This is a genomic window from Paramagnetospirillum caucaseum (genome assembly GCF_000342045.1).
Lineage (GTDB): Bacteria > Pseudomonadota > Alphaproteobacteria > Rhodospirillales > Magnetospirillaceae > Phaeospirillum > Phaeospirillum caucaseum.
Genome location: NZ_AONQ01000003.1, coordinates 80,618 through 104,382, shown reverse-complemented (window position 1 = coordinate 104,382; position 23,765 = coordinate 80,618). Strand labels below are relative to the sequence as shown.

The following is a 23,765-nucleotide window of genomic DNA, read 5'->3' as shown; positions in this document are numbered from 1 at the left end:
ATGCTTCGGCCGTCGAAGAAAATGCTGTTCGCCATCGAGGCGGTTCTCGACATCGCCTACCATGCCGGCGGCGAACCGGTGCAGAGCCGCGAGATCACGCGGCGCCAGGGCATTCCCCGCCGCTATCTCGAACAGACCCTGCAGCAACTGGTGCGTGCCGGACTCCTGGTCGGCGTGCGCGGTCCCCGGGGCGGCTACCGCCTGGCGCGGGAGCGCCGCCGCATCTCGGTGGGCGAGGTGGTGCGCGTGGTCCGCGCCCTGGAAACCGCCGAGGACCCCTACCAGGACATGCCCGCCTCGGAACTGGGCAAGCACGTCATCCGGCCCATGTGGGGCGACCTGACCGAGGAGATCATGTCCCGCCTGGACGCCATCTCCATCGATGAGCTGTGCATGCGCGCCTACAAGGGCGGCATCCCCAGCGAGGCGCATCAGAAGTTGGACTTCATCATCTAACCTTGGTACGATGTAGTTAAGCATCGTATTACAACATAGTTGTGGGGAATTCCAGATGACCGCTTCCGCCCCCGCCTTCCGCGGCAAGATTTACGACAGCATCATCGACACCATCGGCGCCACGCCGCTGGTCCGCTTCAAGCGCATGGCCGCCGAGGCCGGCTCCAAGGCCGACATCGTCGGCAAGCTGGAGTTCTTCAATCCCCTGGCCTCGGTCAAGGACCGCATCGGCTTCGCCATGATCGAGGCGGCCGAGGTGTCTGGCCAGTTGAAGCCGGGCGGCACCATCATCGAGCCGACCTCGGGCAATACCGGCATCGCGCTGGCCTTCGTCGCCGCCGCCAAGGGCTACAAGCTGATCCTGTGCATGCCGGAAAGCATGTCCCTGGAGCGCCGCAAGATGCTGCAGTTGCTGGGCGCCGAGATCGTGCTGACCCCGGCGTCCAAGGGCATGAGCGGCGCGGTGCGCCAGGCCGAGGAGCTGCTGGCCTCCACCCCGGGCGCCATCATGCCGCAGCAGTTCAAGAACGAAGCCAACCCGGCCATCCACGAGAAGACCACCGCCGAGGAAATCTGGAACGACACCGCCGGCAAGGTGGACATCATCGTGTCGGGCGTCGGCACCGGCGGCACCATTTCCGGCGTCGGCCACATCCTCAAGGCGCGCAAGCCGGGCCTGAAGATGGTGGCGGTCGAGCCCGAGGACAGCCCGGTGCTGTCGGGCGGCGCCCCCGGCCCGCACAAGATCCAGGGCATCGGCGCCGGCTTCGTGCCCGACATCCTGGACAAGGGCGTCATCGACGAGATCCTGCAGATCGGCAACGAAACGGCGCTGGCCACCGCCCGCAAGGCCGCCAGGCTGGAAGGCATTCCGGTGGGCATCTCGTCGGGCGCCGCCATCGCCGCCGCCCTGGAACTGGGCTCGCGCCCCGAGAACGCCGGCAAGCTGATCGTCGCCATCATCCCCAGCTTCGCCGAGCGCTATCTCTCCACCGCCCTGTTCGATCAGGTTTAAGAGCCACTCAATGGACTTCACCGAGGAGCAGATCCACCGCTACGCCCGCCACATCATCCTGCCGGAGGTGGGCGGCATCGGACAGGCGAAGCTCCTCGGGTCCTCCGCCCTGGTGATCGGGGCGGGCGGGCTGGGCTCGCCGGTGATCCTCTACCTGGCCGCCGCCGGGGTGGGGACCATCGGGGTGATCGACGACGACGACGTGGAGCTGTCCAACCTGCAGCGCCAGATCATCCACCGCACCTCGGGGGTGGGGACGGCCAAGGTGGCGAGCGCGGCCAACGCGGTGGCCGACATCAATCCCGACGTCAAGGTGGTGCCCATCCGGGCGCGCCTCGACAAGGACAACGCGCGGGAAATCTTCCGCGACTTCCAGGTGATCGCCGACGGCTCGGACAACTTCCCCACCCGCTTCCTGGTCAACGACGCGGCGCGCCTCGAGGGCAAGACCCTGGTGTCGGCGGCTATCCTGCGCTTCGACGGCCAGTTGTCCACCTACAGGCCCGGCGGCCCCTGCTATCGCTGCATCTACCGCGAGGCCCCGCCCGAAGGCCATGTGCCCACCTGTTCCAGCGCCGGGGTGCTGGGCGCCATCGCCGGCACCATGGGAGCCATGCAGGCCACCGAGGTGCTCAAGGAATTGCTGGGCATTGGCGAATCTCTGGCCGGCAAGCTGGTGATCTACGACGCCCTCGCGGTGGCGTTCCGCACCGTGCGGGTGCCGCGCGACCCCGGCTGTCCGCTGTGCGGCGACCATCCCACCATCACCGACCTGTCCGGCCACGGGAGCACCGCCAATGTCTGCGGCTGAGCGCAATTCCCCGGACAAGCTGTCCATCGTGGTGTTCTCGGGCGATTTCGACCGCATCCACTACGCCCTGGTGATGGCCGCCGCGGCGATCGCCTCCAACACCCCGGTGACCCTGTTCTTCACCATGTGGGCGGGGCGCGTCCTGGAAAAGTCCCTTCCCGACGGCCAGCCGGCCTGGACCCGTCTCAAATGCTCGGACGGGCGGGCCGCCAAATGGGTGGATGACGGCTTCAAGGCCAAGGGTGTCGGGCGCTTCGAGGAATTGCTCGAGGCCTGCGTGGCGCTGGGCGTCACCATCATGGTCTGCGAAATGGGCCTGAAGGCCCTGGGCATGGACCCCGACGGACTGCGCCCCGACATCCCCGTCGCCAAGGGCGGCGTGGTGACCTTCCTGGCCGACGCGTCCAGGACCGGCGGCATGCTGTTCATCTAGTTACCCGCTGTTACCATTTCCCCCCGCCGGCGACATCCGCCGGTTACGCGCCCCCTGTAGAACGGTGTCATTCCGATCCACCCGTTCACAGGTGACCCCATGAGCCGCATCACCCTTCTTTCCGCTTCCGTCGCCATCGCCCTGGGCCTTGCCGCCCTGGTGAACGTGGCCGGCGCCGCCGACCCGGCCCCCCAGGCCGCCGGCTTCGACCGCATGTCCCGCATGTGCGGCGACATGGACGCCCGCATGGCCGCCCATCTGGCCTATTCCGAGACAAAACTGAAGTTGACCGAGCCCCAGAAGGCCGAGTTCAAGCGCCTGGGCGAGGTCATCAAGGAAGCCGCCGCCCCCATGCGCAAGCTGTGCGACGACAAGACCGATCCGTCCAAGCCCGCCACCCTGCCCGAGCGCATGGACCGCATGCAGCGGCAGGCCGAGGCCCGGACCGAGGCCCTGCGCAAGCTGGTGCCGGCCATGAGCGCCTTCTACGCCACCCTCACCCTGGAGCAGCAGAAGGCCGCCGACGACCTGATGCCCGGCGGCAAGGGCGGCCTCGGGCGCGGCCATGGCGGCCACGGCCCGATGATGAAGATGATGCATCACTGAGCCGTCCCGACAAAAAAGCCCCCCGGAGCATGGCTCCGGGGGGCTTTGCCGTCAGTAGAGTCTTTAGAACATGGAGGCCAGGACGCGGTCCGGCGGCTGGTGGCCATCGGCGAAGGTCTTGATGTTGACCAGCACCTTCTCGCCCATGTCGATGCGGCCCTCGATGGTGGCCGAGCCCAGATGGGGCAGCAGCACCACGTTGTCCAGCGCCAGCAGCTTGGGGTTCACCGCCGGCTCGTGCTCGAACACGTCAAGGCCGGCGCCCGCCAGATCGCCGCGGATCAGCATGCGGGTCAGGGCGTTTTCGTCGACGATCTCGCCGCGCGCCGTGTTGACCACGTAGGCGTGCTTGGGCAGCAGTTCCAGGCGCCGGGCCGACAGCAGGTGGAAGGTCGCCGGGGTGTGCGGGCAATGGACGGTGACCACGTCCATGCGGGCCAGCATCTGGTCCAGGCTTTCCCAGTAGGTGGCTTCCAGCTCGCCCTCGATGTCGGGATGGACGCGCTTCCTGTTGTGGTAGTGGATGGACATGCCGAAAGCCTTGGCGCGGCGCGCCACCGCCTGGCCGATGCGGCCCATGCCGATGATGCCGAGGCGCTTGCCCCAGATGCGGTGGCCGAGCATGAAGGTCGGGCTCCAGCCCTTCCAGTCGCCGGACCGGATCAGGCGCTCGCCCTCGGCGATGCGGCGCGGCACCGACAGGATCAGCGCCATGGCCATGTCGGCGGTGTCCTCGGTCAGCACGCCGGGGGTATTGGTGACGATGATGCCCCGGCTCCGGGCGGTGGCCAGATCGATGTGATCGACGCCGGTGCCGAAATTGGCCACCAGCTTCAGGTTGGGGCCGGCCTGGGACAGGACGCCCGCGTCGATGCGGTCGGTGACGGTGGGCACCAGCACATCGGCGACCTTGACGGCCTCGATCAGTTCGGCCTTGGTCATGGGATGATCATCGACGTTCAAACGGGTGTCGAACAGTTCCATCATCCGGGTTTCGATGGCGTCGGGCAGCTTGCGGCTGACCACGACGACGGGCTTCTTGTGCGGCATTTGTTGACTCCTCCCGGAACGTTTCCCTATCGACCTAGCAACTCGGGGACCCCTTGTCCAGAGCCCATTTGGACCATCTTTAAAACGTAAACGCCGGCCCGCCTTGACCGGGTCGGGCGGGCGCATCCTATAATACGCCGCCGGAGGGATGATGGACTGCCGACGTTGGGGGGTATCCGCGATGCGTAAATGGGGGGCGAGCGTGCTGGCGGCCGGGCTGCTGTGCCTTGCGCCGGCCGCCCTGGCGGCCGAGGCCGGCGGCCTGCCGCTGCCCCGTTTCGTCTCGCTCCGCTCGGACGAGGTCAACCTGCGGGCTGGGCCGGGACAGCGCTATCCCATCGACTGGATCTATTCGCGCAAGGACCTGCCCGTCGAGGTGATCGCCGAGTTCGAGACCTGGCGCAAGATCCGCGACTGGCAGGGCACCGAGGGCTGGGTGCACCAGTCCATGCTGTCGGGACGGCGCATGATGGTGGTGATCGGCGGCCAGCGCACCCTGCGCACCGGCGATTCCGACGGGGCCGACACCCTGGCCCTGGTGGAGCCCGGCGTGCTGGGCCGCCTGCTGCAATGCCCGCGCAACCGCGATTTCTGCCGGGTGGAGATCAACCAGGTCCAGGGCTGGTTCAAGCGCGACGAGATCTGGGGCGTCTACAAGGGCGAGTGGATCGAATAGCGAAGGGGATGCGGGCGGGACGCCCGCGCTCCAAAGGAACAGTGAGCCGGAGCGCGGGCGTCCCGTCTTCAGTCGTCGTCGTACAGGCCGGCTTCGGCGGCCTTGTGGCAGGCCGGGCAGTTGGCCTTGCTCGTCACCTCGGGACGCTTCCACTCGCGCTCGGCGATGCGCTGGTGCTTGGCGGCGAAGCGCGGAAGCTCGGTGATGCGCTGCGGCGTGTCGTACTGCCCCACGCCGCGCAGCGCCTTGGACCCCGCCTTGCCGCCGCCGGTGTCGGCGGCGCCGGCCACCAGCACCTGGCGGATGCGCTCGGCCTTGTCGGCGGCCATGGCGGCGTTGTCGCCGAAATGGCCGGACAGCTGGCCCATCATGCGGGTCCACGAGCGGGCCGGCAGGAAAGCGGGCTGGAAGGCCATGTGGCACTCGCCGCAGGCCGCCAGGGTTTCGGGATCGGTCACCGGGCGGACCCGGTCGGCCCGGGCGGGAAGGGCGGCGAGGCAAAGGGCCGCCGCGAGAATGATCCGCTTCATCACTTGCTCTCCATATAGGCGATGTAGTCGCCCTTCTCGGTGGCCGAGCAGACCCGGCCCAGCACGGTCTGACAGTCGCGTTCGAAGCGCTCCTCCACCTTGGCGACGTCGGTGAAACGCTTGGGGTTGGCCGACACCGCCACCGGCTTGATGGCGCGGCCGGTCTTGGCGTGGCGGCCCTCGGCGGCGGGGTCGGCGGTGTGGCAGGTGGTGCACGAGGCATAGTCGGGGCTGGCGGCGTTCCTCGATTCGAACAGCGCCTTGCCACGCTCGGAGGAAAAGCCGGCGAAGCCCGGCCCGGCCTGCCGGGCGTAGCCGGCCTTGACGGCGTCGCGGGCGGCATCGGCGGCAAAGGCGGCGGGTGCCGCCAGAAGGACGACGGCCAGCAGGGCGGCGGCGGAGCCCTTCAGCATCTCGCGCACCCTTCGGCCCTGGAAGATCCAGGCGATGACGGCGGCATGGGCCAGGACCAGCCACAGCGAGGCCTCGGCCAGCCCCTCGTGCAGATCCTCGACGAAGGGGATGAAATCGGCGGCGATGCCGCTCACCCCGGCCACCGCCATGCCGGCCAGCAGCAGGACGGCCATCCAGGCGAACAGCGGGTTGCGGCCCGGCCGGATCCAGGTCAGGCGGGGCTTCGGCAGGGCCAGCGGCCCGCCGCCCGAACCGGCCAGCGCCAGCAGCAGGCGCAGAAGGATGGCGGCCACCACCCAATAGCCGGAGAACACATGCATGGCATAGGTGTCCTCGTCGGCGGTGACGTAGGCCACCAGGAAGCCCCCGGCCAGGGCGGCATGCCACAGCCGGAGCAGGCGGAATTCCCAGCGGGCGCTCATCGGTGGTGCTCCTGATGGAAGGGAAAGGACACCGGCTGCACCGTGGCGGCATAGGCATAGGCGCCGCCGGCAACAACCAGGGCGGCCATCAGGCCGTGAATGATCATGCGGGTCAGCATGGCGGAACTCCTTGTCCGTGACTTGATCTGGGCAGAGGATGGGGCATTGCTCCTGAACCGGGCGTGACCCGCCGGTTCATCCGCCGTTCATGCGGCGCGGACGATGATCTGGACATGAAAGCGATCCTGGCCGCCCTGCTGCTTCTCGTCTGCCTCCCCGCCCGGGCGGGGGAGGACCACGACCGCATCCGCCGGGCGGTGCAGGCCGGCGAGATCCTACCGCTCGCCCGCATCCTCGAGCAGGTGGACCGCGACTATCCCGGCGAGCTGATCGAGGCCGAACTGGAGAGCAAGCACGGCCGCCCGGTCTACGAGATCAAGCGCCTGACCCGCGACGGACGCCTGCTCAAGCTCTATTACGACGCCGCCGACGGCAGCCGGCTGAAGGTCAAGGAGAAGCGATGAGGGTTCTGGTGGTGGAGGACGAGCCGCAGTTGACCCTGGCGCTGGAACGCGCCCTGGAGGCGGCGGGCTTCGCGGTGGACACCGCCTATGACGGCGAGAACGGCTGGCACCTGGGCGACACCGAAAGCTACGACGCGGCCATCCTCGATCTCGGCCTGCCCAAGATCGACGGCATCACCGTGCTGGGCCGCTGGCGCGAGGCCGGGCGGACCATGCCGGTGATGGTGCTGACGGCCCGCGCCCGCTGGGCGGAGAAGTCCCAGGCCTTCAACGCCGGGGCCGACGACTACGTCACCAAACCCTTCGAGATGGAAGAGGTGGTGACCCGCATCCGCGCCCTGATCCGCCGCGCCGCCGGCCATGCCGCGCCCGAGATCGCCTGCGGCCCCTTGCGCATCGACACCAATGGCGGGCGGGTCAGCCGCGACGGCATGCCCATCGCGCTGACCGCCCAGGAATTCCGCATCCTCTCCTATCTCGCCCATCACCAGGGACGGGTGGTCAGCCGCTCGGAACTGGTGGAGCACGTCTACGACCGCGACGCTGATCCGGATTCCAACGTGCTGGACGTGCTGGTCGCCCGCATCCGCCGCAAGCTGGGGGTGGAGGCGATCCACACCCTGCGCGGCCAGGGCTGGCGCATGGAGGTCCCGGATGACGGCGCCTGACTCGCTGCGCCGCCGCCTGATCCTGGGCGCCGGGGCCTGGGTGTTGCTGGCCCTGGCGGCGGGCGGGCTGGTGCTCGGCCACGCCTTTGCCGACAGCGCCGAACAGGCCTTCTGCCGCCGGCTGGACACCCATCTGCGCGCCCTGCTGGCCCAGGTCGAGACGGCGGAGGACGGCCGGATCACCGTGGGCCGCCCGGTGGGCGAGCCGCGCTTCGAGCAGCCCTATTCCGGTTGGTACTGGCAGGTTTCCGACGATGCCGAGGTCAAGGCGCGTTCGCGCTCGCTGTGGGATTCCGCCCTGCCGGTGGTGGTGGCCGCCGAGCCCGGCGCCGTCCATGTGCGCAGGGAAACCGGGCCGCGCGGCCAGATTCTGGAGGTGATGGAGCGCGACCTGCTGTTGGGCGACGACAACCGCCGCCTGCATGTGGCGGTAGCCGCCGACCGCGCCGAGGTGGATGCCGAGATCGGGCGGTTCCGCCTGCTGCTCGCCCTGTCCCTGGGCGGGCTGGGGCTGGGGCTGCTGGCGGCGGTGGTGGTGCAGGTGGGCTACGGCCTGAAGCCGCTGCGGCGACTGGAAGGCGAACTGGACCAGCTGACCCGCGGCGCCCCCCGCCTGGGCGGCGCCTATCCCCGCGAGATCGCCCCCCTGGTCGAGGCCATGAACCGGGTGCTGGACCATGACGAACGGCTGATCCGCCATGCCCGCAACCACCTGGGCAATCTGGCCCATGCGCTGAAGACGCCGCTGGCGGTGCTGCGGGCGGAAAGCGGCGGCGCGCCCGCCACCGACACCCAGATCGAGCGCATCGCCCGCCTGATCGACCTGCATCTGGCCCGCGCCGGCTCGGATTCCTCGTCGGCCCGCGCCATGGGGCGGCGCATTCCCCTGGCGCCATTGCTGGCCGATCTGGCCGCCGCCTTGCGCAAGGTCCACGCCGGCCGCCGGCTGGACATCGCCGTCACCTGCCCGCCCGAGGCCGATTTCGCCGGCGAGGCCGACGACCTGGCCGAGATGGTCGGCAATTTGATGGACAACGCCTGCAAATGGGCGGGAACACGGGTGCAGGTCAGCGCCGGGCCGGGGCTGATCCGGGTCGAGGACGACGGACCGGGCCTGTCGCCCGAACAGGCCGAGGCGGCGGCCGGGCGCGGCATCCGCCTGGACGAAAGCGTGCCGGGCTCCGGCCTGGGGCTGGCCATCGTCGCCGACCTAGCGGCCCTGGGCGGCCTGTCGCTCTCCTTCGGCCGCTCGGAATGGGGCGGGCTGGCGGTCAGCCTGGCGGAGAAAATTCCACCATCTTGAGCCGGACGGGGCGGGTGGGACGCCCGCATTCCATTCAGGTGGCCGCCGTCCGCAGCAGGTTGAGGAAGGCACCGGCGGGAATGGGGCGCGAGAACAGGAAGCCCTGCATCTCGTCGCAGCCCTCGCGGGTCAGGAAGTCCTTCTGCGCCTCGGTCTCGACGCCCTCGGCGATCACGCCGAGGTCCAGCGAGCGGGCCAGCCCGACCACGGCGCGCACGATGGCCTCGCCACCCCGGCCGCGATGGAGCGAATCCACGAAGGAACGGTCGATCTTGATCATGTCGAAGGGGAAGTCGCGTAAATAAGCCAGGGACGAATAGCCGGTGCCGAAATCGTCCATGGACAGCCGCACGCCCATGCCCTTCAGCGCCCGCAGGATGGCGGCGGCCTCTTCGGGATCGTGCATGACCGTGCCCTCGGTCAGTTCCAGTTCCAGGCACAGATGCCCGCCGCCATGGGCCTGCAGGATGGTCTCCACCTCCCGGGCCAGCCCCTTGGCGCGGAACTGCCGGGGCGACAGGTTGACCGAAATGCGCAAGGAGCGCCCGGCGTCCACCGCCCAGGCATGGCCCAGCCGGCAGGCCTGCTCCAGCACCCAGCGCCCGATGGGGACGATCAGGCCGGTTTCCTCGGCCACGGGAATGAAGCGCGACGGCATCACCAGCCCCTCGCGCGGGTGGTCCCAGCGCAGCAGCGCCTCGGCCCCCACCACCCGGCCGCTGGCCAGATCCACCTGGGGCTGGAACAGCAGGCGCAGCTCCTCGCGGTCCAGGGCGTGGCGCAGGTCTCGCTCCAGGCCCAGGCGCTCGGTGGCGCGCTGGTTCATCTCGGGGGTGAAGAAGTGGAAGGTGCTGCGGCCGCTGTCCTTGGCCCGGTACATGGCGGCGTCGGCATGCATCAGCAGGGTGGCGGAATCGCCGCCGTCACGGGGATAGAGCGCGATGCCCACCGAACAGCCGACGCACAGCTCGTGCCCCTCGACCATCACCGGGCGCGACACCTCGGCGATCAGGCGGGTGACGATCTCGGCCACCACGTCCTCGGATTCGGGGGCGCACAGCAGCACCACGAATTCGTCGCCGCCGATGCGGGCCACGGTGTCGCCTTCCCGCACCGAGGCGGCGATGCGCCGCGCCACGGCGCGCACCAGCTCGTCGCCCACCCGATGGCCCAACGTGTCGTTGACCACCTTGAAATGGTCGAGGTCGATGAACACCAGGGCCAGCAGCGAGCCGTCGCGCCGCGCGTGGGTCAGGGCATGGGTCAGGCGGTCGGTGAGCAGCACCCGGTTGGCCAGCCCGGTCAGTTCGTCATGGGTGGCCTGATGGCTGAGGCGGGCCTCGTAGAGCTTCTGGGCGGTGACGTCCTGCAACGTCTCCACCGCGCCGGCATTGCTGCCGTCCAGCCCCTTGAGCGGCGCGGCGGTGAAGGCCAGCCAGCGCTCGCCGGCGCGGAAATGGGGGAAGTGGTCCAGCGCCTCCCACGCTCCCGGAATCAGGGCGGAGGGGTGGTATTTGCCGGAATAGAGCAGCGAGATGGCGTTCTCGTCGTTGCCGTCGGCCACCAGATCGGCCATCACCGGGCGGGCGAAGGGGTAGAAGGCCCGCCACTGGTCGCTGGTCCCCAGCATTTCCGGGGCGGGAACGCCGATGATCGCCTCGCAGGCCCGGTTCCAGTGGGTAACCTTGTGGGTCTCGTCGATGACGAACAGCGGCACCGGGCAGCCATCGACGATCTCGGCCAGCCGGTGCTCGCTTTCCCGCCGCGCCTGCTCGGCCCGCTTCTCCTGGGTGATGTCGCGCAGCGTCTCCACCGCGCCGACCACCCGGCCGGCGCAATCGTGCAGCGCCGTGGCGGTGAAGGACAGCCATTTGCCGCCATCGGGGAAATGGGGGAAGAAATCCTCGGCCTCCCAGGCGCCGTCCACCACCGCCGAGCGCCGGTACTTGCCGGCGTAGTAATGCTCGACCTCGCGCTCCATGGTGCCGTCGATGATCAGATCGGCCATCACCGGCCGGGGGGCGGCGTAGAACGGTACCCAGGCCCGGCTGGTCCCCACCACGTCGGCCGCCGGAATGCCGGTCACCACCTCCAGCGCGCGGTTCCAGTGGGTGACCCGGTGCCCGGCGTCGATCACGAAGGTGGGAACCGGGGTGCCGGCCACCACCTCCACCAGCCATGCATGGGCATCCTCGAGAACCAGGGGGGCGGCGGCGCCGGCCTTGCCCATGCGCCCGCTCACGGCCGCCCCGCGGAGCAGGCAACCGTCATGACCGGAACCTTCGGGCAAGTATTGGGCGCGCTGACCAATTCACACTCCTATCGAGATTGTGACGATCTGTGATGGCGAATGTCCGGGCCGTATTAATATGATGACGGGTTATCGTTACAAGAAGAATCAGCATCGGATTCAGGGAGATTTTCTAAAGTATTAGAGTCGGCGGTTTGGCATGGCCCGCTTAATTGCGTATTTAAGTATTTAAATACTTATTTTTATCTTCCCCTTTTCCCGCCGGTGGTATCACCAGTTCCATCCTGGAAAATGCCTATGGAATGAGCGTGACAGACCCGCAGCCTTGTTTATCATGGGGACAGTCCGCCTTCCGTCGAGAGCCCGCCGGTGAACGTCCACACACCGCCTCCTCCCCCGCAAACCCGTGACATCGGGACCTTCCGCGGCCTGTCGTTCAAGCAGGCGGTGGCGACGCTGCTGATCGCCCTCGGCCTGGGCGCCGCGTCGGGAATCTGGGACCTGTCGGCCGATTACCAGCGGATGCGCCGCGAGGTGGCCGAGGCCAGCCGGGCCGACCTCGCCCTGGTGCGCGGCATGGCGGTGGAAGCCGCCTACATGCTGAGCCACGACCTGGCCGGCGAGGTGGTGGGCGGCCTGGCCCTGGACCCCCTGGTCGCCGAGGTCCGGCTCACCGACAATTTCGGCGACGTGCTGGGGCAGATCCGCCGTCCGCCGGGCACCACCGCCTTTCCCGGCCTGGCCCAGCGCCTGTTCGGCGACACGGCCCAGCATTCGCTGCTGCTCCAGACCCGGATGAAGGAAACCTCCGGCGACGTGGGCAAGCTGGAACTGCACCTCGACCCGGCCCTGCTGCTCAACCGCTACCTGGACCACGTCACCGCCAGCGCCGCCTCGGGGGCGGCGCGCACCGTGATCCTCTGCCTGCTGGTGGTGGCGGTGTTCTACGGCCTGATCACCAAGCCGCTGCTGAAGATCGGCCATGCCATCGCCACGGTCGACCCCGCCCGGCCTGGCGCCTCGCTGATCGAACTGCCGCGCCGCCACGAGGGCGACGAACTGGGGCTGCTGGTGTCCAACGTCAACGCCCTGCTGGCCGAATCCCAGCGCGGCCTGGACGGCCGCGACGCCGCGGAAGGGGCGCTGGCCGCCCTGGCCCGCGATCTGGAACTGCGGGTTCAGGAGCGTACCCGCGAACTGGAACAGCAGAAGGAAGGCGTCGAACGGGCCAACACCGAGCTGGAAAAGGCCAACCGCTTCATTTCCGACGGCATCCGCTACGCCAGCCGCATCCAGACGGCGCTGCTGCCCGACACGGCGGCGCTGGACGGGGCGGTGGATGCGTTCACCGTGGGCTGGCGCCCCTTCGACATCGTCGGCGGCGACTATTACTGGACGGGAACCTTCGGCGACAAGACCGTGGTGGCGGTGATGGACTGCACCGGCCACGGTGTGCCCGGCGCCTTCATGACTGCCGTGGTGTCGTCGATCCTGGCCCGCATCCTCCACCACCACGGCCATGACGACCCGGCGGTGATCCTGGCTCTTCTCAACTTTTTGGTGAAGTCGGCGCTGCGCCAGGACCGGGCCGACGCCCCCGCCGACGACGGGCTGGACGCCGCCATCTGCGTCTTCGACAAGAGCCGCGGCGTCGCCACCTTCGCCGGCGCCAACCTGCCGCTGATGGTGTGGAGCGGCGGCCACATCAAAGTGATCCGCGGCGACCGGCGCAGCCTGGGCTATCGCGACAGCCCGCCCGACGCCACCTTCGCCTGCCACGAGGTACCCATCGTCCCCGGCGCCGTGTTCTACCTCTACACCGACGGACTGATCGACCATATGGGTGGCCCCAACGGCCGGCTGTTCGGCCGCAAGCGGCTGCAGGAAGCCCTGGGCGGCCTCGCCCATCTGCCGCTGGAGGAACAGAAGGAGAGGTTGTTCGCCACCCTCGACGCCTGGCGCGGCGAGCAGCCCTGCCGCGACGACATGACCTTCATCGCCATCCGGCCGCTGGCTCCCTGACCGGCGCCCCCTCCGTCCTCCGTCCTCCGCGATGGAAATGCTTGCGCCGGCGCCCCGCCGCCACCACAGTTCTGGAAACCAGAGCCGCCGATCTGACCCGGGAAGGCTGCCATGACGTCACGGCTTCTCATCGCTGTCGCCCTGATCCTGGCCGCGCTGCCGGGCGCCCCGGCTCCGGCCCAACCCGCCGACGGCGGCGGCCCCATGCAGCGCAAGGCCACCGAGGCCTCGGCCGACCGGCTGCTGGATGATTCCCTGCTCGGCAACCCGGAACGGCGCGCCCGCGCCGCCGCCCGGCTGGCCGAGCCCGAACCCGAGACCCAGGATAACGACGTCCTCGCCGGTTTCTTCTTCGCGCGCGGCATGGCCGCCGCCGAACTGGGGCGGCAGGTGGATGCGCTGAAGGCGCTGCGCAAGGCGGAGAGCCTGGTGGCGCCGGAGGCCGAGCTCCGGGCCGACATCTTCTACAATCTGGCCCAGACGCAGATGAATCTGGGCCGTCTCGCGCCGGCCATCGCGGCATTGCGCGAGGCCAACAAATCCACCCCCCAGAACAATCTGGCGCTACGCAACCTGGCGCTGATCGCCGAGCAATACGCCAGGCTGGGCAACGCCGAGGGGGCGGCCTCGGCCCGCGACGAATGCCTGGCCATGTCGCGCCGCGCCGCCAACGACCGTTCCAACCGCAATCCCAACATCGCCACCTGGCGCGAGACCAACGAGCTGCGCTGCCAGATCGCCGTCCTGCAGGCCCAGGGCAAGCTGGCCGAGGCGGAACCCCTGCACCGCCGCACCATCGCCGTCTACGAGAACGCCCCCAACACGCGGGGGACCTATATCGTCGGCAACCGCCATACGCAGCTGTCCGAGAACCTGCGCCAGCAGGGCCGGCTGGCCGAAGCGGAGAACGAGGCCCGCACCGCGCTCAACATCTATCAAAGCACGGTGGGCGCCAAGTCGCAGCGCACCGGGATCGGACTGGTCACCCTGGGCCGCGTCATCGCCGAGCAGGGCCGCCTCAAGGAAGGCGAATCCCTGGCCCGCAAGGGGCTCGAGATCATCCAGACCGCCGGGGTGGCGGGCACCGGAGCCCCGCGCGGCGTCCTGGCCGATATCCTGGCTGCCCAGTCCCGCTGGACCGAGGCCCGGGCCGAATTCGACCTGATGCGCCAGGGTTACGCCGATGACCCCGACGGGCTGGAGGCCTTCGTCCGCAAGAATCCCAACTACGCCCTGGCCATGCTCAAGACCGGCAGCGTCGAGGATTCCCTGGGTCTGTTCACCCGCGCCTGGGAGGATTTTTCCCGGCGGCTGGGCGACGAGCATTACACCACCGCCCAGGCCCGGGGCTTCATGGCCGCCGCGCTGGCGGCGCTGGGCCGCGACGACGAAGCCGCCGGGCATTTCGCCACGGCGATCCCGGTGCTGGTCGAGGGCCTCGACGACGAGGACGAGGAAACCGGCAACCTGGCCCGCGACCGGAAGCTGCGCCTGATCCTCGAGGCCGACATGGCGCTGCTGCTCAAGGCGGGCGGCGCCCAGGGGGTGGCGGAGAGCTTCCGCCTCGCCGACGCGGCGCGCGGCCGATCGGTACAGCGTGCCCTGTCCGCCTCGGCGGTGCGCGCCGCCGCCGCCGACCCCGCCCTGGCCGGGCTGGCGCGGCGGGCCCAGGACGCGGAAAAGCAGATCTCGGCGCTGAACGGCCTGCTGGCCAATGCCATCAGCGCCCGGGCCGAGGAATTGGACGCCGACGCCATCGCCGACCTGAAGATGCGCCTCAAGGCCCTGAAGGCCGGACGGAGCGCCGATCTCAAGGAGATCGCCGGCCGCTTTCCCGAATACGGCCGCCTGGCCAATCCCCGGCCCAGCACCGTGGCCGACATCCAGGCCCATCTGCGTCCCGGCGAAGCCATGCTGGCCTTCTACAGCGCCGACGACCGGCTGCACGCCTGGGCGGTCCCGGCGACTGGCGAGCCCCTGGCGGTCACCGCCCCCCTGGACCGCGTGGCGCTGGAAAGCCGGATCAAGGGGCTGCGCCGGGCCCTCGACCTGTCCATCAACGACATCGACGAGATTCCCGATTTCGACCTGGACAGCGCCTGGCGGCTGTATGCCGCAATCCTCGCCCCGATCGAGCCGGCCTGGGCCCAGGCCGGCACCGTCTTCACCGTGCCCCACGGGCCGCTGGGGCAATTGCCGCTGGCCCTGCTGCCCACCGCCCCGCCGTCCAAGGCCGGCAAGGGCGCCGGCGGTGGACCGCTCTTCGCCCGGTATCGCGACGTGCCCTGGCTGGCCCGCAAGGTGGCGGTCGCCCAACTGCCTTCGGCCGGCGCGCTGGCCACCCTGCGCGCCCTGCCCGAGCGCAGCCTGCCGCGCCACACCTTCGTCGCCTTCGGCGATCCCCTGTTCGCCCGGGATCAGGCCGACGAGCCGGCGGCCCCGCCCCCCGCTGCCACCCAGCGCGGCATCAAGCGCCGGGCCGCCCCCAAGACCGGACCGGGCTTCACCGCCGAACTGGCCCGGCTGCCGCGTCTGCCCGATACCGCCGAGGAGGTGTCGAGCATCGCCCTCGTGCTGGGCGCCGACCCCGACCGGGATATCTTCCTGCAGGCCCGCGCCAGCGAGGCCAGGGTGCGCAGCCTCGACCTCTCCCAGTGGCGCATCGTCATGTTCGCCACCCACGGGCTGATTCCCGGCGACCTGGCCGGCCTGGACCAGCCGGCCCTGGCGCTGTCCTCACCCGAGGTGAGCGGCGACGGCTCGGCCGGCGTGCTGACCATGGAGCGGATCATGGGGTTGAAGCTGGACGCCGACTGGGTGGTGCTGTCGGCCTGCAACACCGCCGCCGGCGAGGGGGCGGGCGCCGAGGCGGTCTCCGGCCTGGGCCGCGCCTTCTTCTATGCCGGCACCCGCGCCTTGCTGGTCAGCAACTGGCCGGTCGAAACCACCTCGGCCCGCCTGCTGACCACCGATCTGTTCCGCCGCCAGGCCGCCGACCCCGCCCTGTCGCGCGCCCAGGCCCTGCGCCAGACCATGCTCGCCCTGATGGACGACCCCGGCCCCCTGGACCAGGCGGGCAAGGAGCAGTTCACCTATGCCCACCCCACCTTCTGGGCGCCGTTCTCCCTGGTGGGCGACGGCGGCGGCGGGCGCTGACCAAACGGAAGAAACGGCGGCGCGCTCAGGCACGGCCTCACATTCCAATCAACCATATGGTATATACAAATCTATTGGATGAAAGGCTCCGCCATGGCTATCGACCGATCGCTCACCAATGTGGAGCGGACCTTCCAGTGGGACGACGTCATCGTCTCCAAGACCGATCTGACGGGAAAGATCACCTACGCCAACGACGTGTTCCTGGGCATCAGCGGCTATACCGAGGAAGAGCTTCTCGGCGCGCCCCACTCCATCTTGCGTCACCCGGCCATGCCGCGCTGCGTCTTCAAGTTCCTGTGGGACCGCATCGCCGACGGCCACGAGGTCTTCGCCTACGTGCTGAACCGGGCCAGGAACGGCGACCATTACTGGGTGTTCGCCCATGTGACGCCCTGCTACGACCAGACCGGCAGGATGGTCGGCTATCATTCCAACCGCCGCGTCCCCAAGCCCGAGGCGGTGGCCACCGTCAAGCCGCTCTACGAGACCCTGCTGGGCATCGAGAACCGCGCCGCCGACCGCAAGCAGGGCATGGAGCAGAGCTTCGCCGCCCTGGTCAGGACCATCGGCGATCTCGGCTTCGACAGCTATGACCGCCTGATCATGACCATCAGCCGGTAGGAGAGAAGATCATGTCCAATCCGTCGCTGCGGAACCGGACCAACACCGCCGCATTCCTGGTGGGCGGGGGAGTGGCCGTCATCGTGCTGGTGGCCGCCGCCGCCATCTGGCGCCTGTTCGGAGCCGAAGGCGGGACCGGCTTCGCCGCCGGGGCGCTGGCGGCCCTGGGACTGGCCGGCCTGTTCCTGCTGGTGGTGTCGCTGATCGCCTTCCGCGAGGCGGGCGCCGTGCTGGGGCTGATCGAGCGCGGCGCCGCGGTGGCCGATCAGGCCGCCCAGGGCGATCTCAATATCCGGGTGCTGCGCATCGGCCGCAAGGACGAGCTGGGCCGCATGCTGAACGGCCTCAACCACGTCCTCGATCTCACCGAGGAATTCGCCAAAGATACCGGCGCCGCCATGAAGCGGGCCGGCGCCAAGGAATACTTCCGCTATATCCCCGTGCAGGGATTGCGCGGCGATTACCGTGTCTACGCCGAAATGATCAACAAGGTGCTGGGCGACATGGAGGCCCGCGACCAGGAAACCCAGGCCTTCGAGAAGAACGTCCACGCCATGGTCTCGCAGGTGTCCAGCGCCACCATGGGCATCGGCCGCACCGCCCAGACCATGGCCAGCCGCTCGGAAAGCGCCGGCGGCCGCTCCATCACCGTGGGCGAAGCGGCATCGACCACCACCCAGCTGGCCTCGGCGGTGTCCGAATCCACCCGCCAATTGGCCCTGGCCATCAACGAGATCGCCCAGCAGGTCACCCAGTCGGCCTCGGTGGCCCAGAATGCGGTGAACGATATCGGCGAGACGGTGGAGCGCATGAACGGCCTGGCCGAATCGGTCAGCCAGATCGGCGTGGTGGTGCAGTTGATCAACGACATCGCCGCCCAGACCAACCTTCTCGCCCTCAACGCCACCATCGAGGCGGCGCGGGCCGGCGAGGCCGGGAAAGGCTTCGCCGTGGTCGCCAACGAGGTCAAGAACCTGGCCAACCAGACAGCCAGGGCCACCGACGACATCTCGCGACAGGTGGGCGCGGTGCAGGACGCGGCGCGGGCCGCCGCCAGCGGCGTCGAAGGCGTGGTCGCCACCATCCGCACCATCGACGGCATCGCCTCGGCCATCGCCGGGGCGGTGCAGGAGCAGGAGGCGGTGACCCGCGACATCTCGGCCCATATCGACGAGGTGGCCGGCAAGGCCTCGGAAGTCTCGGCGAACGTCGCCCACCTGTCGCAATCCACCGCCCAGGCCTGCGGCGGCACGGTACGCGTCATCTGGAGCGCCCGGACGCTCTCCAAGGTGGTCGAGGCGCTGAACGCCGAGGTCAACCAGTACGTCAGCAAGGTGCGGTGACCGCCCTGCCGGGGACGGGGGTGCGATGCCGCCGGGAAACCGCCGTCCTATTCCATCCCCACCAATGAGCGGGCGAAGGCGTCCGCCTCGAAGGGCCGCAGATCCTCGACCTTTTCGCCCACGCCGATGGCGTGGACCGGCAGGCCGAATTTCTCGGCCAGGGCGACCAGCACGCCGCCCCGGGCCGTACCGTCCAGCTTGGTCAGCACCAGGCCGGAGACGGCGACCATGTCCTTGAAGATTTCCACCTGGGAATGGGCGTTCTGGCCCACCGTGGCGTCGAGGACCAGGAGAACGTCGTGGGGAGCGGTCTCGTCCACCTTCTTGATGGAGCGCACCAGCTTGGCCAGTTCGGCCATCAGGTCGGCCTTGTTCTGGAGACGGCCGGCGGTGTCGATGAACAGCAGGTCGTCGCCCCTGGCCCGCGACTGCTCGACGGCGTCATAGGCCAGCCCGGCGGCGTCGGCTCCGGTTTCCCGCGCAATGACCGGACAGTTGGTGCGTTCGCCCCACACCTTCAACTGCTCGACGGCGGCGGCGCGGAAGGTGTCGCCGGCCGCCAGGGTGACGTTGAGGCCGGCATCCTTGTAGGTCTTGGCCATCTTGCCGATGGTGGTGGTCTTGCCCGAGCCGTTGACGCCCACCACCAGCACCACATGCGGCTTGCGGGCCGGATCGATCGCCAGCGGCCGGGCGACGGGGCCGAGGATGCGGGTGATTTCCTCGGCCAGGGTCGCCTTGATCTCGTCGGAGGTGACGTCCTGGCCGAAGCGGGTCTTGGCCAGATGCTTGGTGACGCGGGCGGCGGTGGCGACGCCGAGATCGGCGGTGATCAGCAGCTCTTCCAGTTCCTCCAGCGCCTCGTCGTCCAGCTTGCGCTTGGTGAACAGGTCGCCTAGCCCGGAGGTCAGCTTGGAGGATGACTTGGCGAGGCCGGATTTCAGGCGGCCGAACCACGAGGCGCTTTCCTCGGCGGGAGTGGGGGCGGGGTCGGGAGCCGGAGCGGGGGCCGCGTCCTTCTTCTTACCGAACCCGAAGATGCTCATGCCAAGTCCCCCACCAGTTCATCCCCGTCTACCGAGGTGATGCGCACGTTCAATATCGTCCCCGGCTCCGCCGCGCAACCCGCCACCGCGACTGGCAGGTAATGGGCGGAATGGCCCTTGCCGTCCTTTTCGACCAGCACGCTTTCCATCCCGCCGATCCGGGTCCGCAGGAAGGCCGCCATGGCCTGGGCGCCCTTGGCCCTGAGACGGGCGGCGCGCTCCTTGACCACGTCGCCCTTGACCTTGGGCATGCGCGCCGCCGGGGTGCCCGGCCGCGCCGAGAAGGGGAAGACATGCAGGTGGGTCAGCCCCGCCTCGTCCACCAGATCGAGGGATTTCCGGAACATCGCCTCGTCCTCGGTGGGGAAGCCGGCGATGATGTCGGCGCCCAGCACCGAATCGGGACGAAACGCGCGGATACGGGTGGCAAGGGCGATGACGTCGTCCCGCAGGTGGCGGCGCTTCATGCGCTTTAAGATGGTGTCGTCGCCGGCCTGGACCGACAGGTGGAAATGGGGCAGCAGCCGTGCCTCGGCGGCGATGGCGGCCAGCAGCTCCTCGTCCACCTCGACGGGATCGAGGGACGACAGGCGCAGGCGGGGCAATTCGGGGACAGCCGCCAGCAGGCGGCGGACCAACTGGCCCAGGCTGGGCTTGCCCGGCAGGTCGGCGCCATAGGCGGTGACGTCGACGCCGGTCAGAACCACCTCGTTGAAACCGCCGGCCACCAGCTCCCTGATCTGCTCGACGATGCGGCCCATGGGCACCGAGCGGTTGGGACCGCGCCCGAAGGGAATGATGCAGAAGGTGCAGCGGTGGTCGCAGCCCTGCTGCACCTCGACGAAGGCGCGCGCCCGGCCCTCGAAGCCCGACACCAGGTGTGAGGCGACTTCCCGCACCTCCATGATGTCGCCGACCACGATGCGCTGGGTGGGCGGCGCGGCGAAGATGTCGGGCCGCATCTTCTCGGCATTGCCGAGAATCTGGTCGATCTCCGGCATGGCGCCGAAGGTCTCGGGGTTGGCCTGGGCGGCGCAGCCGGTAACCACGATGCGGGCGTCGGGACGTTCGCGCCTTATCTTGCGGATAGCCTGGCGCGCCTGGCGTTCGGCCTCGGCGGTGACGGCGCAAGTGTTGACGATCACCGTCTCGACCCCGCTTTCCGTCGCCCGGGCGTGCTCCTTCATCACTTCCGACTCATAGGCGTTGAGCCGGCAGCCGAAGGTCAGGACCTCTGGAGCTTTAGTGGTCATGGAAGCAGGCTGGAATCCAGCACCCCGGTAAAGGCCACGGCTACCGGGCCGGTCATCAGGACGTGGTTGTCCTTCAGCCACTCGATGGTCAGCATGCCGCCGTCCAGGATGATCTCGGCCTTGCGGGGGCTAAGGCCGCGCCGCGCCGCCGCCACCAATGTGGCACAGGCGCCGGTGCCGCAGGCCATGGTGATGCCGGCGCCGCGCTCCCACACACGCATGCGGATGCGGCCCATTCCGGCGTCGGGGGGGGTGAGGACCTGGGCCACCTCGATATTGGCGCGCTCGGGGAACAGGGCGTGATGCTCGAGGCCACGGCCCAGGGCGGCGAGGTCGACGGAACCGGCGTCGTCGACGAAGAACACGGCGTGGGGATTGCCCATGCCGACCCCGACGGGATCGGAGAGCGGGCCGGCGGAAATGCCCAGGTGCAGGGTGTCCATCGCCTCGGCCAGGGGTATCTCGCGCCAGTCGAGCCGCGCCGGGCCCATATCCACCGCCACCAGATGGGGGCCGCGGGATTCGGCGTCCAGCAGGCCGGCCTTGGTCTGGAGTACCACCTTGTCCGCACCGGTCTCTTGCATCAGCAGCCAGGCGACGCAGCGCGACGCGTTGCCGCAGGCCGCCACCTCGGAGCCGTCGGCGTTGTAGATCAGCATGTGGGCGTCGGCGCAAGGATCGGTGGCGGGCGCCATCACCACCAGTTGGTCGCAGCCCACCCCGGTGCCGCGCGACGCGATGGCGCGCACCCGCTCCGGCGTCAGATCAAGGGCGCGCGCGCGGGCGTCGAGGACGACAAAGTCGTTCCCCAGGCCGTGCATCTTCAGGAAGGGCCAGGCTGTCTCGCTCATGATGGCGTTATATGGGGCGGCAGGCGCCCGAGTCCAGCCTTGCGCAAGGTTCCGGACCACATGGCTGGTTGTCGGGGACGGTCCGGCCCCCTATCCTGATCCCATGATCGAATCCATGAACACCGCCATTCTGATCGTCTCGGGGCTGGTCGCGCTCAGCATCTTCTCGAGTCTGCTCAGTTTCCGCATCGGCGCGCCGCTGCTGCTGGTGTTCCTGTGCGTCGGGCTGGTGGCGGGCGAGAACGGCCTGGGCCGCATCAAGTTCGACAATGTCCATGCCGCCTACATGATCGGCAGCGTCGCCCTGGCCATCATCTTGTTCGATTCCGGCTTCCACACCAGCCTCAAGACCTTCCGCGCCGCCCTGTGGCCGGCCACGGCGCTGGCCACCGGCGGCGTGGTGGTCACCACCGCCGTGGTGGCCGTCCCCGTGCATTTCCTGCTGGACTTCGGCTGGCTGGAATCGGCGCTGATGGGCGCCATCCTCAGCTCCACCGACGCGGCGGCGGTGTTCTTCCTGCTGCGGGTCGGCGGCATCCACGTGCGCGACCGCGTGCGCGCCACCCTGGAGGTGGAATCGGGCAGCAACGATCCCATGGCCATCTTCCTGACCCTGGCGCTGGTCGGCCTGCTGGTCTCCAAGGGGCCGGTCTCGCCGGTGGCCATCGGCATGGAGTTCGTCACCAAGTTCGGCATCGGCGCGGCGGCCGGCATGTTCGGCGGCGGGCTGATCGTGCTGGCGGTCAACAAGATGGGCTTCGAACGCGGATTGCAGCCCCTGGCGGCGCTCAGCCTCGCCATGGCGCTGTTCGCCGCCACCGAGGAGATGCACGGCAGCGGCTTCCTTGCCGTCTACGTCGCCGGGCTGGTGGCGGGCAATGCCCGCATCAACGCGCCCGAGACCATGCGCCGTTTCCAGGACGGGCTGACCTGGCTGGCCCAGATCGTCATGTTCCTGACGCTGGGCCTTTTGGCGACGCCGGCGGAATTCCCCGCCTTCGCCTGGCAGTCCCTGGCCGTCGCGGCGGTGCTGATCTTCGTGGCCCGGCCCCTGGCGGCGTGGATCTGCCTGCTGCCCTACGGTTTCAGCCGCAACGAGACGGCCTTCGTCGCCTGGGTCGGCCTGCGCGGCTCGGTCTCGGTGCTGCTGGCCATCCTGCCCATGCTGGTGGGCCTGCCCCAGGGGCGCGACTATTTCATCGTCGCCTTCCTGGTGGTGCTGGTCAGCCTCAGCCTGCAGGGCTGGACCATCGGCGCCGTCGCCCGCTTCCTCGGCCAGATCGTGCCCAAGCGCATCGGCCCGGTGGAGCGCCTGGAACTGGAAATCCCCGGCGCGCGGCACGAGCTGGTGTCCTACCGCATCGTCGCCGATTCCCTGGTGGCGCGCGGCCAGCGTCTGCCGCGCTGGGCCGAGCCGTCCCTGGTGGTCCGCGACCGGAAATCCTATTCCGCCCATGCCGCCAAGGGTCTGAAGCCCGGCGACACCGTCTTCCTGTTCGCCCGGCCCGAGCGGGTACCGCACCTGGATCGCCTGTTCGCCTCGGCCGCCCCCGCCGCCGAGGCCGATTCGCGCTTCTTCGGCGATTTCGCCCTGGAGCCCGGCGCCCACATGAAGGACCTGGCCCTGCTCTACGGCCTGCCGGTCGAGCCCGCCGATCATGAGATGACCGCCGCCGACTGGCTGGTGCGCGAACTGGGCCACGACCCGGGCATCGGCGACCGGGTGCCGCTGGGCGAGGTGGAACTGATCGTGCGGGGGTTGAGCTGGAACGACCACATCTCGGAAATCGGCCTGGCGGTGGAACCCACCCGCATCGACGCCCCCCGGCTGCCGGTGTTCCAGACCGGAACCGAGTTGAAGGCGATGCTGAAACGCTGGATGAGGAAACGCGCATGACCCTGGTGAAAACCCATCGGCAGCTGATCGACGAGGCCAACGCCCTGATCACCACCATTCCCACGGCGGAGGCCATCGCCCTGCATGGCCGAGATGACATGGTGTTCGTGGATATCCGTGACGTGCGCGAGCTGGAGCGCGAAGGCATGATTCCCGGCGCCTTCCACGCGCCGCGCGGCATGCTGGAATTCTGGGTCGACCCCACCAGCCCCTATTACAAGGAGGTCTTCGGCCAGGCCAAGCGCTTCGTCTTCTACTGCCAGTCGGCGTGGCGCTCGGCCCTGGCGACGCGGGCGGTACAGGACATGGGCCTCGCCCCCGTCGCCCATGTGGAAGGCGGCTTCAAGGCCTGGAAGGACTCGGGCGGGCCGGTGGGGCCCAAGCCCGAACACAGGAAGGGGTGATCCCCCCTTC

At 69.2% G+C, this 23,765-nt stretch carries 23 protein-coding genes; 15 read left to right on the top strand and 8 right to left on the bottom strand.

The features are described from left to right. The 5 genes from H261_RS02125 (at window position 1) to H261_RS02105 (ending at window position 3,321) form a co-directional block, all read left to right on the top strand. Complete coding sequence (locus tag H261_RS02125; RefSeq protein WP_008613794.1) at window positions 1-456, top strand: RrF2 family transcriptional regulator; 456 nt, start codon at window positions 1-3, stop codon at window positions 454-456. Window positions 457-511: 55 nt separating this feature from the next. Continuing rightward, window positions 512-1,471 (top strand): cysteine synthase A, encoded by a 960-nt coding sequence (gene cysK / locus H261_RS02120; protein ID WP_008613792.1) that lies wholly within the window; start codon window positions 512-514, stop codon window positions 1,469-1,471. 10 nt (window positions 1,472-1,481) lie between these two features. Next, window positions 1,482-2,282: a HesA/MoeB/ThiF family protein gene (locus tag H261_RS02115; RefSeq protein ID WP_008613790.1), complete on the top strand. Its 801-nt coding sequence runs from the start codon at window positions 1,482-1,484 to the stop codon at window positions 2,280-2,282. Next, window positions 2,269-2,715, top strand: coding sequence for a DsrE/DsrF/DrsH-like family protein (locus H261_RS02110; RefSeq protein WP_008613785.1), 447 nt, complete (start codon window positions 2,269-2,271; stop codon window positions 2,713-2,715). Before H261_RS02115 ends, H261_RS02110 begins: the two co-directional genes overlap by 14 nt. Window positions 2,716-2,814: 99 nt before the next feature. Next, entirely contained in the window at window positions 2,815-3,321 is a 507-nt protein-coding gene (locus H261_RS02105; RefSeq protein ID WP_008613784.1) for a Spy/CpxP family protein refolding chaperone, read from the top strand. A gap of 63 nt (window positions 3,322-3,384) precedes the next feature. Here H261_RS02105 and H261_RS02100 read toward each other — a convergent pair whose 3' ends face one another. Further along, entirely contained in the window at window positions 3,385-4,371 is a 987-nt protein-coding gene (locus H261_RS02100; protein ID WP_008613782.1) for a 2-hydroxyacid dehydrogenase, read from the bottom strand. A gap of 181 nt (window positions 4,372-4,552) precedes the next feature. Here H261_RS02100 and H261_RS02095 point away from each other — a divergent pair, with 181 nt between their 5' ends. Continuing rightward, window positions 4,553-5,047 carry an SH3 domain-containing protein gene (locus H261_RS02095; protein WP_040475592.1) on the top strand — a complete coding sequence of 165 codons (495 nt, stop codon included), beginning with the start codon at window positions 4,553-4,555 and terminating at the stop codon, window positions 5,045-5,047. Between the two features lie 68 nt (window positions 5,048-5,115). Here the strand turns inward: H261_RS02095 and H261_RS02090 are convergent, their stop codons facing one another. From H261_RS02090 to H261_RS26465, 3 genes are read right to left on the bottom strand one after another with little or no spacing between them, the layout of a single operon-like run. Then, window positions 5,116-5,577, bottom strand: coding sequence for a diheme cytochrome c (locus tag H261_RS02090; RefSeq protein WP_008613778.1), 462 nt, complete (start codon window positions 5,575-5,577; stop codon window positions 5,116-5,118). Continuing rightward, complete coding sequence (locus H261_RS02085) at window positions 5,577-6,413, bottom strand: DUF1924 domain-containing protein (RefSeq protein ID WP_008613776.1); 837 nt, start codon at window positions 6,411-6,413, stop codon at window positions 5,577-5,579. The genes H261_RS02090 and H261_RS02085 overlap by 1 nt, the downstream gene beginning before the upstream one ends. After that, window positions 6,410-6,532, bottom strand: a complete 123-nt coding sequence (locus H261_RS26465; RefSeq protein ID WP_008613775.1) for a hypothetical protein — start codon at window positions 6,530-6,532, stop codon at window positions 6,410-6,412. Before H261_RS26465 ends, H261_RS02085 begins: the two co-directional genes overlap by 4 nt. 114 nt (window positions 6,533-6,646) lie before the next feature. On the opposite strand from H261_RS26465, the gene H261_RS02080 reads away from it, so the two are divergent. Genes H261_RS02080 through H261_RS02070 form a run of 3 tightly spaced genes read left to right on the top strand, consistent with a single transcriptional unit; the run spans window position 6,647 to window position 8,908 of the window. Continuing rightward, window positions 6,647-6,937 (top strand): PepSY domain-containing protein, encoded by a 291-nt coding sequence (locus tag H261_RS02080; protein ID WP_040475609.1) that lies wholly within the window; start codon window positions 6,647-6,649, stop codon window positions 6,935-6,937. Continuing rightward, window positions 6,934-7,605: a response regulator transcription factor gene (locus H261_RS02075; protein WP_008613773.1), complete on the top strand. Its 672-nt coding sequence runs from the start codon at window positions 6,934-6,936 to the stop codon at window positions 7,603-7,605. Before H261_RS02080 ends, H261_RS02075 begins: the two co-directional genes overlap by 4 nt. Continuing rightward, a complete protein-coding gene (locus H261_RS02070) occupies window positions 7,592-8,908 on the top strand; it encodes an ATP-binding protein (RefSeq protein ID WP_008613772.1) in 1,317 nt (438 codons plus the stop codon). The genes H261_RS02075 and H261_RS02070 overlap by 14 nt, the downstream gene beginning before the upstream one ends. 34 nt (window positions 8,909-8,942) lie before the next feature. Here H261_RS02070 and H261_RS23170 read toward each other — a convergent pair whose 3' ends face one another. Continuing rightward, window positions 8,943-11,150: a putative bifunctional diguanylate cyclase/phosphodiesterase gene (locus H261_RS23170; RefSeq protein WP_152426648.1), complete on the bottom strand. Its 2,208-nt coding sequence runs from the start codon at window positions 11,148-11,150 to the stop codon at window positions 8,943-8,945. Window positions 11,151-11,528: 378 nt separating this feature from the next. On the opposite strand from H261_RS23170, the gene H261_RS02060 reads away from it, so the two are divergent. The 4 genes from H261_RS02060 to H261_RS02045 all read left to right on the top strand — a co-directional run bounded on the left by H261_RS02060 (window position 11,529) and on the right by H261_RS02045 (window position 18,304). Continuing rightward, window positions 11,529-13,181 carry a SpoIIE family protein phosphatase gene (locus H261_RS02060; protein WP_081608833.1) on the top strand — a complete coding sequence of 551 codons (1,653 nt, stop codon included), beginning with the start codon at window positions 11,529-11,531 and terminating at the stop codon, window positions 13,179-13,181. 111 nt (window positions 13,182-13,292) lie between these two features. After that, a complete protein-coding gene (locus H261_RS02055; protein ID WP_008613767.1) occupies window positions 13,293-16,337 on the top strand; it encodes a CHAT domain-containing tetratricopeptide repeat protein in 3,045 nt (1,014 codons plus the stop codon). 93 nt (window positions 16,338-16,430) lie between these two features. Beyond that, window positions 16,431-16,961 carry a PAS domain-containing protein gene (locus H261_RS02050; protein WP_008613765.1) on the top strand — a complete coding sequence of 177 codons (531 nt, stop codon included), beginning with the start codon at window positions 16,431-16,433 and terminating at the stop codon, window positions 16,959-16,961. An 11-nt stretch (window positions 16,962-16,972) separates the two neighbouring features. Further along, window positions 16,973-18,304, top strand: a complete 1,332-nt coding sequence (locus tag H261_RS02045) for a methyl-accepting chemotaxis protein (protein ID WP_008613763.1) — start codon at window positions 16,973-16,975, stop codon at window positions 18,302-18,304. Window positions 18,305-18,351: 47 nt separating this feature from the next. On the opposite strand, the gene ftsY is transcribed toward H261_RS02045, so the two are convergent. From ftsY to dapF, 3 genes are read right to left on the bottom strand one after another with little or no spacing between them, the layout of a single operon-like run. Continuing rightward, window positions 18,352-19,350, bottom strand: coding sequence for a signal recognition particle-docking protein FtsY (gene ftsY / locus H261_RS02040; protein ID WP_008613761.1), 999 nt, complete (start codon window positions 19,348-19,350; stop codon window positions 18,352-18,354). Next, a complete protein-coding gene (gene mtaB, locus H261_RS02035) occupies window positions 19,347-20,603 on the bottom strand; it encodes a tRNA (N(6)-L-threonylcarbamoyladenosine(37)-C(2))-methylthiotransferase MtaB (RefSeq protein WP_008613760.1) in 1,257 nt (418 codons plus the stop codon). Before mtaB ends, ftsY begins: the two co-directional genes overlap by 4 nt. After that, entirely contained in the window at window positions 20,600-21,454 is an 855-nt protein-coding gene (gene dapF, locus H261_RS02030) for a diaminopimelate epimerase (RefSeq protein WP_008613759.1), read from the bottom strand. Before dapF ends, mtaB begins: the two co-directional genes overlap by 4 nt. Window positions 21,455-21,569: 115 nt before the next feature. Between dapF and H261_RS02025 the strand changes: the two genes are divergently transcribed. Together H261_RS02025 and H261_RS02020 are read left to right on the top strand one after the other, a co-directional pair. Then, a complete protein-coding gene (locus H261_RS02025; RefSeq protein ID WP_235062845.1) occupies window positions 21,570-23,351 on the top strand; it encodes a potassium/proton antiporter in 1,782 nt (593 codons plus the stop codon). Then, entirely contained in the window at window positions 23,348-23,755 is a 408-nt protein-coding gene (locus H261_RS02020) for a rhodanese-like domain-containing protein (RefSeq protein WP_008613757.1), read from the top strand. The genes H261_RS02025 and H261_RS02020 overlap by 4 nt, the downstream gene beginning before the upstream one ends. Window positions 23,756-23,765 lie beyond the last annotated feature (10 nt).